At 36.2% G+C, this 13,266-nt stretch carries 13 protein-coding genes; 1 reads left to right on the top strand and 12 read right to left on the bottom strand.

The window, feature by feature from the left end:
* From CLV55_RS01270 to CLV55_RS01260, 3 genes are all read right to left on the bottom strand, one after another.
* Positions 1-1,128 carry a methionine aminotransferase gene (locus CLV55_RS01270; RefSeq protein ID WP_112111924.1) on the bottom strand — a complete coding sequence of 376 codons (1,128 nt, stop codon included), beginning with the start codon at positions 1,126-1,128 and terminating at the stop codon, positions 1-3.
* Positions 1,129-1,131: 3 nt separating this feature from the next.
* Entirely contained in the window at positions 1,132-1,332 is a 201-nt protein-coding gene (locus CLV55_RS01265; protein ID WP_112111923.1) for a DUF4287 domain-containing protein, read from the bottom strand.
* Positions 1,333-1,593: 261 nt separating this feature from the next.
* A complete protein-coding gene (locus CLV55_RS01260) occupies positions 1,594-2,367 on the bottom strand; it encodes an HNH endonuclease (RefSeq protein WP_112111922.1) in 774 nt (257 codons plus the stop codon).
* Between the two features lie 159 nt (positions 2,368-2,526).
* Here CLV55_RS01260 and CLV55_RS01255 point away from each other — a divergent pair, with 159 nt between their 5' ends.
* Positions 2,527-3,090 (top strand): hypothetical protein, encoded by a 564-nt coding sequence (locus CLV55_RS01255; RefSeq protein WP_245902663.1) that lies wholly within the window; start codon positions 2,527-2,529, stop codon positions 3,088-3,090.
* Positions 3,091-3,125: 35 nt separating this feature from the next.
* Here the strand turns inward: CLV55_RS01255 and CLV55_RS01250 are convergent, their stop codons facing one another.
* The 9 genes from CLV55_RS01250 to CLV55_RS01210 all read right to left on the bottom strand — a co-directional run bounded on the left by CLV55_RS01250 (position 3,126) and on the right by CLV55_RS01210 (position 13,248).
* On the bottom strand, positions 3,126-3,533 hold the full coding sequence (locus CLV55_RS01250; protein ID WP_112111921.1) for a hypothetical protein: 408 nt from the start codon (positions 3,531-3,533) through the stop codon (positions 3,126-3,128).
* Between the two features lie 132 nt (positions 3,534-3,665).
* The gene (scpA, locus tag CLV55_RS01245) at positions 3,666-5,792 is read right to left on the bottom strand and encodes a methylmalonyl-CoA mutase (protein ID WP_112111920.1); all 2,127 of its coding nucleotides are present in this window, start codon (positions 5,790-5,792) and stop codon (positions 3,666-3,668) included.
* A 12-nt stretch (positions 5,793-5,804) separates the two neighbouring features.
* Positions 5,805-7,490 (bottom strand): T9SS type A sorting domain-containing protein, encoded by a 1,686-nt coding sequence (locus CLV55_RS01240; protein ID WP_112111919.1) that lies wholly within the window; start codon positions 7,488-7,490, stop codon positions 5,805-5,807.
* Between the two features lie 8 nt (positions 7,491-7,498).
* Positions 7,499-8,860 (bottom strand): methylmalonyl-CoA mutase subunit beta, encoded by a 1,362-nt coding sequence (locus tag CLV55_RS01235; protein WP_245902662.1) that lies wholly within the window; start codon positions 8,858-8,860, stop codon positions 7,499-7,501.
* Between the two features lie 180 nt (positions 8,861-9,040).
* Positions 9,041-9,400 (bottom strand): FtsB family cell division protein, encoded by a 360-nt coding sequence (locus CLV55_RS01230; RefSeq protein ID WP_112111918.1) that lies wholly within the window; start codon positions 9,398-9,400, stop codon positions 9,041-9,043.
* Positions 9,401-9,412: 12 nt separating this feature from the next.
* Entirely contained in the window at positions 9,413-10,021 is a 609-nt protein-coding gene (udk, locus tag CLV55_RS01225) for a uridine kinase (RefSeq protein ID WP_112111917.1), read from the bottom strand.
* A gap of 110 nt (positions 10,022-10,131) precedes the next feature.
* Positions 10,132-10,896, bottom strand: a complete 765-nt coding sequence (locus CLV55_RS01220; protein ID WP_112111916.1) for a TIGR02757 family protein — start codon at positions 10,894-10,896, stop codon at positions 10,132-10,134.
* Complete coding sequence (locus CLV55_RS01215; RefSeq protein WP_112111915.1) at positions 10,865-12,589, bottom strand: LIC_10190 family membrane protein; 1,725 nt, start codon at positions 12,587-12,589, stop codon at positions 10,865-10,867. Before CLV55_RS01215 ends, CLV55_RS01220 begins: the two co-directional genes overlap by 32 nt.
* A complete protein-coding gene (locus CLV55_RS01210) occupies positions 12,586-13,248 on the bottom strand; it encodes an ABC transporter ATP-binding protein (protein WP_112111914.1) in 663 nt (220 codons plus the stop codon). Before CLV55_RS01210 ends, CLV55_RS01215 begins: the two co-directional genes overlap by 4 nt.
* Positions 13,249-13,266: the final 18 nt, after the last annotated feature.

Genomic DNA, 13,266 nt, shown 5'->3' with positions numbered 1-13,266 from the left:
TTATAAATTACGTAAACGTTTGGCTGCTTCTTGCAGGGTGTGGTCTTCTTTGGCAAAACAAAATCGAATGCATTGTGTTTGTTTATTGTCAGCATAAAAAGGCGAAAGCGGAACTGCAGCAACGCCATATTCTGTGACCAGTCGTTTGGTAAAATCCAAATCATTTTCTTTAGAAAGCGAGGCATAGGAGGCGACTTGAAAATAAGAGCCTTCAGAGGGCAATAATTCCAATGGTGTTTCGTGAAGAAGGCTTCTGAAAAAATCTCTTTTATGTTGATAGAAAGCCCCTAATTCGTTCACATTGACCAATTCCATGTAATCGTTCAAGGCATATTGAGCCATACTATTCACACTAAAAACCAGAAACTGATGAACTTTTTTAATTTCGTTCATTAACGGTTCTGGGGCAATCAAATAGCCTATTTTCCAGCCTGTAATGTGAAATGATTTTCCAAAAGAAGATACAATGATGCTGCGGTTTTTTAATTGCTCTCGTTGATTAATGGAACGATGTTTTTGTTCAAAAGTGATGTATTCATACACTTCGTCGGCAAGAATCAGAAGGTTGGGGTAGAGGGTTACGAGTTGTTCCAATTGTGTGAAATCGTGTTCCGACCATATTCTTCCAGAGGGGTTATGCGGATTGTTGATGATAATCATTTTGGTATTGGCGTTTAGGGTGTTACCAATTAATTCCCAGTTTGGCGTAAAATCATCCTTTAAAGGGATGCGTTTGGGAATGGCATTGCCTAATAAAATAGGGGTTTCATAACAATCATAGCTTGGGTCTAGAATGATTACTTCCTCTTTCGGGTGGACTAAAGCTTGAAGGGTTGCAAAGATACCTTCAGTTGCTCCAGCAGTGATTAGAACCTCCGTATTTGGATGGACGCTTCTTCCATAAGATTTTTGCGTAAGTATTGCAATTTTCTCTAACAAGGGAGGAAAACCAGCCATGGGAAGGTATTGATGAATTTCTTGACTGCTCCAATGGGCTACAAGGTTTTTCAGTCGATTGTCTACTGGGAAGTTTGGAAATCCTTGAGAGAGGTTGATGGCATTGTGCTCGTTGGCCATGTGCGACATCGTGCTAAAAATGCTTGTACCGATATGAGGAAGTTTGGACATGATTTATTGTTTTAGATAGCGTGTGGTAAGCGTTCTTGCCCAGTAGCGAGGCACTTCAAATTCTGATTGAAGGTAGGCTACAACCTCATTCGATTTCTTATTGTGTGCTTGGTATTGAGATAAAATTTCAACCCATTCTTCGATAGTTTTGCCTGTTTTAGCCACTACTTGTTCGTTAGAGACGTCCCAATATTCTTTTTTCACGTGCTATTCTTTTTACAAATTTAATAGAATAAATGATACCTTGGCACACCTCTTTTAAAAGTAGTTTATGGCTACGACAAATATACCTTTGCTATGCCTTTGCTATACCTTATCCATACCTTTGGCATACACTCCTCATACATCAAGCATACACTCGTGATACACTCGCCATACACTATGAGCTATCCTAAAATAATTTTATAGAGTAATACAAATTTTACGACAATGGATTTTGATTTTAAACTTATTGCGCATAAAGTATTATTTCTCAAAAATGACATCCATGTGATATTCTAAAAATTCTTTTCTTGGAAAATAACTTAAAGGTTCGGTTATTTTTTGGTTTTCTACTGAAGCAAAGTGATTGGAATAAAAAGCAGTTTCTTTTTTAGTTTTTAACTCTTTAGACAAAATGATTTGATAGTTGGTATTGATACCAATTAATCCTTTGTCAAAAGCTTTGTCGTATAGAGGAGAAAGACAAATGCCATTTTCAGGGTTTAACCTTTCTTTTTCGTTTACAGACCAAGGCACAATATGGCTTGCAAATAATAATTGAGGAATATCAATGCCTGTTATAGCGCATTTGCTAGAATAGTTCGCTAAGACCATTTGTCTAAAAACTGATTGATTGACTCTGGTTTTTACTTCACGAATTGCAGTTTCTCCTTTTAAATCTTTAAGGTCAAAAAGAATGTCTTGGTATTTATTTTCTATTGATGTATTTTCTTTTTGTGCTAGAATTTGTTCGCTTTGGAATACTAATGCTTCTTGATTGTTGTAAAATTCATCCCAAATAGGTTGCACAATTTTAGTGCCGCCACTCATTCCTTTTATTCCTCTGGCTTTTAGTATTGGGTCAACACTTGCGAAATTCACTAATCGTAAAGCTATAGAATTGGGTGTTCTACCCATTATATTGGCTAAATGAATGATATCTTTGTTTCTTGATCCAATCTTTGAAAAAGGTATTTTTAAATATAAATTGAATGCAAGGATTAGTTCTTCACGTGTCCAGAGGTTTCGGGTTGCCATAAAAATTAATCTGAAAATTATATATTAGCTCTTAAAACAAAAGTACATTTTATTTGTTAAATTTTACAGAATTATAAGCAAATTTACCTTGTTTTAGATTTGTAATTCTAAAAATATATTATTAAGCTAATTTCGATAATTTTATCTTTACCAAAAAACATGAAAATAATCATTATGACTCCCATGCCAGTGGAGCACGAAAAAATGACCTTGGCTTTGGCTGAAATAGGAGGAGGGTCACATAAATATGAAGTGGTGGTGTCGGGTATTGGGCGAGAGCAAACGGCAAAGACTTTTATGAACTTGCCGCCTCATGACGTATGTGTATTGTTGGGGTTTGGTGCGATAGTAGGTGTAGCGGAACAATTGCCTCCTACGCTGCACTTGGGCATGCCTGTCGAGATTACGCAAGCCTCATTGTATGGCTATGAAGGAGGGTTGTTTGAAAATGGGGCTCCGCTTGTGGCACCTGCGCGTTTGGATGTGCCCGGTTTGCAGTCGTTAACCTCAGATAAGTTTGTTCGTACTACCGATTTGGCGGTACAAACCGTGGTAAATATGGAGGATTATACGTTTATGTATTTGAAGAAACCACAGGATTTTATTGTGCGCGTTATATCAGACTTTTTACCTCATAACACTGCGATTGATTTTTTTGAGGAAGTGGCACCTATCTCGTTTGTGCCTGCGCTTGAGGCTTTGGAACGGTATTTTGCATTATAGGCTGTCGGGTTTTAAACCTGACAGCCTATAGTGGGTTATACATATAGCGGATTCACCGCATTGAGTAGTTTGGAAAAATAGTTTTTAATAAAAGCATGTTGCTCGGCAAAACTCATTTTATCGCTTGATTTGGTTTCGATAAAAAGAGTATCAAATTTATGGTCTTTTTTGATGAGGTTGTAGAGTTCTGTTTTTGCAGAAGTGGGGCCAAAAAGGAGGACTTCATCATAATTTTTTATTTGATCCATAAGGCTTTTATAATAGCTATGGCGTGTTTGATTTTCTCTGTGCTGAATTTCTTTTTCGGTATGTTTTAAGTCGTTTTCGGACGGGTTTTCAGAAAGAGCGTTTATGGTGTTTACTTTAAAATTGTCTGTGGTGTATTCCATGAGGTGGGCGTGGGTATGGTCGAGCCATATTCCGAGTCTTTTTTTCGCTTTCATAACGTTACATTTAAAGAATAAATACTAGGTTTAAATTCTATATTAAAGGTACGAATTTTTTTATAAGTAGACAAGTTAGAACGATTTTTTTTAACCTGTCAGGATTTTAAACCTGACAGGTGTAGGAACACTTTAATCCTCCAAAAGGACCTCCAAGATGCTAATAGCCGCATCACTAATTTTAGTACCTGGGCCAAAAACGGCTACGGCACCCGCATCGAATAAGAATTGGTAGTCTTGTGCGGGGATAACGCCACCCACAATCACCATAATGTCTTCTCTTCCGTATTTTTTTAGTGCTTCAATTACTTGAGGGACCAATGTTTTGTGACCTGCTGCTAGTGAGGAAACGCCCAAAATATGCACGTCGTTTTCTACGGCTTGTTTGGCGGCTTCTTGAGGTGTTTGGAATAACGGACCAATGTCTACGTCAAATCCTACGTCAGCATACCCTGTGGCTACTACTTTAGCGCCACGGTCGTGACCGTCTTGCCCCATTTTGGCAATCATAATACGTGGTCGACGTCCTTCTTTTTTAGCAAAAGCGTCGGCTAATTGTTTGGCTTTTTCAAAGCTCTCGTCGTTTTTAATTTCTTTACTGTACACGCCACTAAAACTTCTAATTTGTGCTTTATATCTTCCGAAAACGGCTTCTAGAGCATCACTGATTTCACCTAAGGTGGCTCTGTTTCGTGCTGCATCGACGGCTAAAGATAATAAATTATCACTACCCGTTTGTGCTGCTTCGGTTAATTTGGCTAAACACGCTTGCACCTTAGCGGTATCTCTAGTCGCTTTGATGTGTTCCAAGCGTTCTACTTGTTGTTTGCGCACCAACTGGTTGTCTACATCCAAAATTTGCAATGGGTCTTCTTTTTCCAATCGGTATTTATTCACGCCTACAATAATATCTTGTCCGCTATCAATACGGGCTTGTTTGCGAGCCGAAGCTTCTTCAATACGCAATTTTGGAATCCCCGATTCGATGGCTTTGGTCATACCGCCTAAGGCTTCTACTTCTTCAATCAACGCCCAAGCTTTATCGGCAATTTCTTTGGTTAGGGTTTCCACGTAGTAGCTACCTGCCCAAGGGTCGACCGTTTTACAAATTTTAGTTTCTTCTTGTAAGAAGATTTGCGTATTACGAGCAATACGCGCCGAGAAATCGGTAGGCAAGGCAATCGCTTCGTCTAAGGCATTGGTGTGTAAGGATTGCGTACCCCCAAACGCCGCAGCGGCAGCTTCGATACAGGTACGTGCCACATTATTAAAAGGGTCTTGCTCGGTCAAACTCCAACCGGAGGTTTGGCAATGCGTACGCAAGGCTAATGATTTTTCGTCTTTCGGGTTGAATTGTTTTAGTAATTTCGCCCACAACATTCTACCGGCACGCATTTTGGCAATTTCCATAAAATGGTTCATGCCAATCGCCCAGAAGAAGGACAATCTCGGTGCAAAATCATCAATTTTCATTCCGGCAGCCAAACCCGTACGGATGTATTCCAAACCATCGGCTAGGGTATACGCCAACTCGATATCGGCAGTAGCACCCGCTTCTTGCATGTGGTAGCCTGAAATGGAAATCGAGTTGAATTTCGGCATGTTTTTGCTGGTATATTCAAATATATCCGCAATAATTTTCATCGATGGCGTAGGCGGATAGATGTAGGTGTTACGCACCATAAACTCTTTCAAGATATCGTTTTGAATCGTTCCAGAAAGTTGACTAGGCGCTACACCTTGTTCTTCGGCTGCTACGATGTAGAATGCCATAATTGGCAATACGGCACCGTTCATGGTCATGGAAACCGACATTTCTCCCAAAGGAATTTGGTCGAATAAGATTTTCATGTCCTCTACCGAATCAATCGCTACACCGGCTTTCCCTACGTCACCCACCACACGTTCGTGATCGGAATCGTAGCCTCGGTGCGTAGCCAAGTCGAACGCTACCGACAATCCTTTTTGACCTGCGGCAAGGTTTCTTCTGTAGAACGCATTACTTTCTTCAGCAGTAGAAAATCCTGCATATTGACGAATCGTCCAAGGACGGCGAACGTACATGGTAGCATAAGGTCCACGAAGGTTGGGTGCAAAACCCGCTCCGAAACCTAAATGTTCCATGCCTTGAAGGTCGTTTTCGTTGTACATTGGTTTAACTTCAATGTTTTCGGCGGTGTGGAAAGTAGCTGAAGTATTGTGTTTTGGAGTTTCCTTTTTGGAATTTTCCAAAGTGATATGTTGGATGTTTTTTCTCATGATGTTTGAGATTTACTCTTTTATGAATTTTTGACAGAAACCATTATTTGTAGTAAAGAAATAGATTCCCGTTTTTAAGTTGCTTACTTCAAATGAATAATTTGAACTGTCTGTAATAATCCCATTATTAATTATTCTACCAGAAGTATCAGTTATGGAATAACTTGTTCCTTTTAAATTTTCAATTCCACTAATACTTAGGTTGTCATTTACTGGATTTGGGTACATTGTGGCTAAATTTTTATTAAAATCAGTAGTTGTTAAGTTGTTATCAATCAATTTAGCAAAAAAAGATTTATTATAAGAATTTGTACTATTTGTATCAAGTAGATTAAAATTATCAAAACTTATATTTTCACAATTATAAACACCTGTCATAATAATTTCATTTTGATTATTATATGTTAGTGTATTAGGATAATTTCCATTTTGATTTCCTATTCCGGTTGCACTTTTAGTCCAAATATAATTAAAATCAGCATCTAATTTAATAAACAAAGAAGTAAAGGCTCCATTACATACGTAATTAGAGTTGTTAATTGTAAAATTACCAATTGGATTAAAATCAGAACCGATTAGGATATTTCCGTTATGAGTTATAAAACAATCTGCATTTAACTCGAAGTTCTGAACTCCAATACTTTTTGCCCATAATAAATTTGCATTTGAATTAAATTTTGAGACATAAATGTCTTCTGTTCCTATTTTGTTTAGAGTTGTAGAGCCAATTTGCAAAGTGTTATCTATAAAAGTTCCATATAAAAAGATACTGCCATCTTCATCTATATAGCAATTATCTTGCGAACTGGCATTGGAATCGAATGGACAATCAACATAATAATTGAAAGAAATAAAATTACCATTCAAATCTAGTTTTAAAAGGATTAGCTTGGGAATATTTGTATTTCCCATGTGGAAAGAATTATTTTGAAATGAAAAATCTTCAGAAAAGGTTTTTGCTACTAAAACTAAATTCTGGTTGTTAATAACTTTTATTTTGGGGTCAAGTAAAATACAATTAAAGTTAAATGGTTCAGCCCAGATGAGATTATTGTTGTTTTTTTTAAGGATATAAAAGTCTGCTCCAGAAGCAGTTGTTGATTGTAATAATGTGCCTTCAATTGAAATCGAAACATTATAATCTCCAAAAAAATAATAATTATTTGAATTATCAATATCTCCACTATATAAGGAGGACTTTCCAAAATCAGTATCGTACCAATCAGCCGAACCAGTAGTAGCATCAATTTTCATCGAAAAATATCTTGAATTTCCGAGATTTGGAGTTGGTTCAAAATAGATGCTCGTTTCATCATTATAGTTAATATTTCCTGAAAAAGTATTTAGACTAGCATATCCACCCATTAAGATGTTATCGTTAATATCTATTTTTAAAAAAGAGAATATAATATTATTCACCCCTCCATTTTCAATTTTCTTTGCCCAAATAACATTGCCAGATGGATCAAATTTTGTTAGGTAGTTAGCGCTGTAGTTGGTAGTTAAAGATATGGTTTGAAAATTGATGCCAAGATAAAAACGACCTAATATATAAATGTTATTTTGAGAATCAGTTACTGTTTTTGTGATATAATTGATATCTGTGCCATTCATGGATTTTGCCCAAGACCAAGAAGGTGTTTGAGCATTCAAATAGATTGTAAAAAATGGTAATAGTATTAGAAAAATTTTCTTCATATAAGCTATTATTCTTGAGCTAGGCGTTCTTGTTCTAATTTTTCCGCCAATCGTTTTTCAATAATCGGTGTGATGAGCGTTTTGCGTGGGTTTTGTTTCACAAACGGATACAATTCCAAATCGTCTTTCATGCGGTCGTTTTTATTAGGGTATTTATTGGTTCCTAGTAAAATCTCTTTACCGTTATCAAACAATTCTTGTTCTTTTTGGGCACTTTCGCTAATTTTTCTTTGAATGGTGCCTTCCATCAATTGGGTGATGAATCCGCCATTCGCTTCAATATCTTTGAAAAGCAACAACGCTTTTTCGGCCAATTGTTGGGTTATCGTTTCAATATAGTAAGCGCCATCGGCAGGGTTGTGTACTTTATCAAAATAGCTTTCGTGTTTTAAGACCAACAATTGATTTCTGGAAATTCTATCTCCAAATTCGTTGTCTTTGTGGTATAGCGCATCATAAGGTAGATTGGCAACGGCATTGGCGCCTCCCAAAATTGCACTCATGCATTCGGTGGTAGTACGCAGCATATTGACATTATAGTCGTACAATGTTTTGTTTCTTTTTGTTGGCGTAGCGATGATGTGGCACTCAAAATTATGATGGTATTCTGTAGCAAGTGTGTTGAAAAGAATACGCAACGCACGTAGTTTGGCTATTTCAAAGAAATAATTCGTTCCTACGGCTATTTCAAAGGTTATAGGATGTTTTATGGCAGGAATTCGATTGAAGTATTCGTTTGCATGGGCTAGGGTATAGGCCAATTGCTGTGCGATATTTGCTCCAGCATTTTGGTACAATCCAGCGTTAACACTTAGGAAGTTTACTGCAGAAGCTGCTGCAATGGTATCAAGTTTTTCGATGTCTTTTTCAATGCTTTCAAACCAATTGCCTTCTTTGGCTAATTGTCCAATAGGGTCTACTAGCAAGACAAATTTTGCTTGATGTTTGGTGGCATAATCGCTAAGATTTTTAGCATACGCTACAGAAAGAAAAGGAAGATTAAAATAATAGGTCGCAGTTAAAGGCAGGTTTTGCATCAAATCCTCCACGATGATGGATTCGTTTTCTATGGTAAAACGTATGCTTTCGGCACCACGATTTAGCGTGTCAAGTGCTCGTTCGTTTGATTTTTTTACATCGTGTACAAAAATATTTTGAACAATTGCGAAGGCCTTTTCAGGAGCATGTGTATGTAGATTGACAGCAGCCTCATCAAGGTGATAAAACGGTTTTACTTTAATGCCTTCTGGACTTTCCCAAACGAGGGTTTCGTTGTAATCTGCCCCTTTTAATTCGTATTGAATTTGTTGTTTCCATTGTTTGGAAGATACAGCTTCAAATTCAGAAAAAAGATTAGTTTTAGTGCTCACAAGGTTTGTTTTTATAATTAGTCCAAAGTTAGACAAAAAATAAATCTGTATCTTACAAACCGTGTAGTTTTTTTGTAAAATAGGTATATATTGCGACCGAATTGGCACGGAGTACCCTCAAACGAGAGAGTACTAGGTGTCGTTTTGGTAAAGGAATCGGATGCGATTTTGGAAATAAGATTAATGGTTTTTTTCGGCTTCAGCGAGGCTGTCTTTAATTCGCTGGTCTTCTATATCGATGATGTAAATGTCTTCACTATCTCTTTTCATAAAATATTTTTCACGAGCATAGCGTTCGGTTTGTCCTGTGTTTTTAAGGTTTTTGATGCTTTGCTCGTCTTTAGCAATTTCTTGTTTATAGTATGCTTTGTTGTCTTCCAATTCTTCGATTTGTTTGTCTAAAACTCTTTGATCCATGTAGGATTGATTGTCTAGAAAAAGCATCCATAGAATAAAAAATAGAAACACCAAAGCATATCTGTTTCCGATCCATTTTAGCAATCGATTGTTTGATTTTAGACTTTGGAGTTTTTTAAACATGTGCTATTGGTTTTAAGCAATTCGTTGATTGATCACGGCACGCACTACATCGATGGCTACCGTATTGTATTTGTCATTTGGAATGATGATGTCAGCAAAGGCTTTTGTGGGTTCGATAAATTGTTGATGCATGGGTTTTAGAGTGGTTTGGTATCGGTTTAATACTTCTTCCATATCTCGGCCTCTTTCGGCAATATCTCTTTTTAAACGACGGATTAAACGTTCGTCTGAATCGGCATGAACAAAGACTTTTACATCAAACATTTCGCGTAGTTCAGGATTGGTAAAAATAAGGATACCTTCCACAATCATGACTTTTCTGGGGTGTGTCACAATGGTATCGTCGGTACGGTTGTGAGTCACAAAAGAATATACAGGTTGTTCGATAGTTTTTCCAGCTTTAAGTTCTTTAAGGTGTTCCACTAAAAGTTCGAAGTCAATCGCTCTAGGATGATCAAAATTTATTTTACTACGTTCTTCATAACTCATTCCCACGTTGTGTTTGTAATAGGAGTCTTGCGATATAATTCCTACTTCCGTTTGTGGCAATTCATTCATAATTTGGTGTACAACCGTTGTTTTACCCGAACCGGTACCCCCAGCAATTCCAATAATAAGCATGTTAAAGTGTTGTGTTTTGGTTTGTACAAAAATAGTAATTAGTAATTAGTAAATAGTAATTAGAAGGAAAAAACATCCAAAAAAGAGTTAGTGTATTCTCTTTAAAAGGGTTAAAATTTTTCAAAAACGCCTAAACCAAATAGTGCAAAATCATATTTTACGGGGTCATTGGGGTCTAATATTCGGAGATTGCTGTCCAATTCGAATAATGCTTTGGCATCATTTTGTTTCCGAGTGAGGAGTTCTAATTTTCGGGCTACGTTTCCAGAATGGACATCTAGTGGACACGAAAGTGCAGCCATGGGAATGGTTTTCCAAATTCCAAAATCGACACCTTTTGTATCCTGACGTACCATCCAACGTAGAAACATGTTGATGCGTTTGGCAGCCGAATTATTTGATGGGTCGGAAATATGCTTTAGAGTTCTGTTGGGGTATTCGATTTCAAAGAAGATTTTTTTAAATTCGGATATGCTTGGCTGCACGGATAGATTTAACGTATTCTTGGCAAATACAGCTTCCAAACCGTGGTGTTTTTTGTATATGTTTTGTAGGGCTTTGATGAAAAAAATAAAATCGGTTCCATTGAATGTTCGATGTACAAAATGTTCTATTTTCTCCAAATGATGGTTCTCGTGGTTGAGCACAAAATCATAGGGGGAATTTCCCATTAGAGTCATCATTTTTTGTGCGTTAGAGATAATCATTTTCCGATTTCCCCATGCTATGGTAGCGGTAAGAAAACCAGCAATTTCAATATCTTCTTTTAGAGAAAATTGATGAGGGATTTGAATGGGGTCACTCTCAATAAAGTTAGGGGTATTGTATTGGGCTGCTTTTTCGTCAAGGAATGTTTTGTGATCTAATGGGGTCATTTTCCAGAATTGGTTTACTATAAAATCCATCAGCTAATGATGAAGATCTTTTTTGTGGTATAATCTTAAGTTTTTTTGCAAAAAAATCTATTTGTTGTTTGTTAACACAAGGTAAATCACCATCACCAGTTCTCCAAAAAAAATCATTTTGTACTGGGGAGTAAAAAGTGAGGTTGCCATAAGTTTCTTTTTTGTATTTAATATTTTCCTTTGAGTTTTTATATGGAAAAAGGAGTTGCTCACTCATAAAAACCGCATTATGTTTTAATAGTTTATTATGCGTTAGGAGTGATAAATTAAGAGGAATAAAAACAAGAATTACTAAAAGAAGAGTACTAAATCCTAAGACGGGCGTTATAAATTTTGGTTTTATTGACAAAAAGGTTGTTCCGTTTATGCTTATGAACAGAAGTGTAAAATGTATGAAAAACCTATATAAAGGAGCATTCCAAATGAGAAAAATAAGCTGAAAGCAAAACACAGAATAGAGTATCCAAAGAGATTTTTTATTTCCAAATTTATAGATGCTCCATGGGGTAATGATGAGTGTTCCAAAGGTTAAAAAGTAGAAAAAAGTACTTATTTTTTCGAAGAATATGGCTTTTAGGAAAATTTGTAGTGTTGTAAGGGTATGAAATTCGTTTTTTGTGATAAAAAATCGATACAAGCGTTCTCTAGAAAAATGGTATTGTAACACATGATTTGGAACAGCATAATCTATTTTAGGAATTGAAAATGTTGTTAAAGGGAATAGAGGATACCCCGTTAAAAGGCAGTTTTTTACTACCAAGAGCACCCCAAAAAGAAAAGCAATTGTTACTGTGGGTATTGTTTTTTTGAATGTTGTTCTGAATAGTGTTCTTCCGAAGGCAATAGGAAGAATCAATAAAGTAAAATATATAGGTTTTATATAGAGTAAGAAAGTAACAAGCAATAGAATTAGATTAGTGTCTTCTACCGTTGGTTTGTTGTATTTTTTTAGAAAAATGTAAAAAATAATAAATGTTAGCCAATAGATAGGTAAATCGGGTGATGGGGCACTGATAAATTGTAGAAAGTAGCCTTGTGCCAACATTAAAATTCCTATGCAGAGATCTACTTTATTTCCGTTCGTTAGGTAATTGTTGAGTTTTTTAAAAGAAAAGGCAGTGGCTAACAGTAGAAAAAAACCGCTTAAATCATTAAAGTTTTTGTAGAGAAATGAAAAATTAAAAGCACTTTGTAAGATATGCCAACCACTAGTTTGACCGAAGAAAATATGCACATTTGCTAGACCCTTTACCAAACCGTATTCATTGAGCCATTTTATTGTTTGAATATAATAAGATTCATTGTCAATAATGTAAGGAGGCGCTGCGCATTGTGCTAATATGATTATACTATTGATAATAAATAGAAGTTTGAAAGGCTGGTATAATTGCGTAAAATCTTTGTAAAAGATCTTGAAAATATCTCGTATTTCCCTAAAGAAGACAATTGTAATAACACTGTTCAAAAGTAACAATGTGCTATGAAACTCTACATTTATCCTTCCAAATATAGCCCAAATACTTGCTAATATAGTTGTTGTAATAAGTCCGAAAATAGAGGTTATAATACCATTTGTTTTAATAGAAACAATTTTTCCTAGACCGATTCCAAGGGTTATAGTCGTAAAAAAAATATATATCCAAGAAAGAAAAATGAGTATCATAGCGCGATTAACCCGTCAATCATAGTTAGTTTTCGGTCGGCCATGTTGGCTAATTCTTCGTTATGGGTTACAATGACAAACGTTTGTCCGAATTCATCCCGAAGTTGGAAAAATAACTTATGAAGATTTTCAGCCGCATGGGTGTCTAAATTTCCAGAAGGTTCATCAGCAAAAATAACGGCGGGATTATTAATTAACGCCCGTGCCACGGCTACCCGTTGTTGTTCCCCACCCGAAAGAGCATTGGGTTTGTGCTCTATTCGATGGGATAATCCCAAATAATGTAATAATTTTCTAGCTTCTTCTTCGGTTTCTTTTTTTTCTTTCCCTGCAATAAACGCAGGAATACAAACATTTTCAAGAGCCGTAAATTCGGGTAACAGTTGATGAAACTGAAAAATAAAACCTAAGTGCAAATTTCTGAATTTTGATAAGTTTTTATCATTCATTTTTAAAACAGCTTCGCCGTGAATAGAAAGAGTTGTTTCGGAATCGGCTTGAGGTTTATCTAATGTTCCCAGAATTTGAAGTAAGGTCGTTTTTCCTGCTCCAGAAGCGCCTACAATGGATACAATTTCCCCTTTTTTGATGTGTAAATCGACTCCTTTTAATACATGGAGTTTGTCATAGTATTTGTGGATGTTTTTGGCGATAATCATAGCATTGATTTTTACAAA

This window comes from Flavobacterium aciduliphilum (assembly GCF_003268855.1).
GTDB classification, from domain to species: Bacteria; Bacteroidota; Bacteroidia; order Flavobacteriales; family Flavobacteriaceae; genus Flavobacterium; species Flavobacterium aciduliphilum.
Note: the sequence above shows the minus strand (reverse complement) of the source record. Positions and strands in the feature narration are given on the sequence as shown.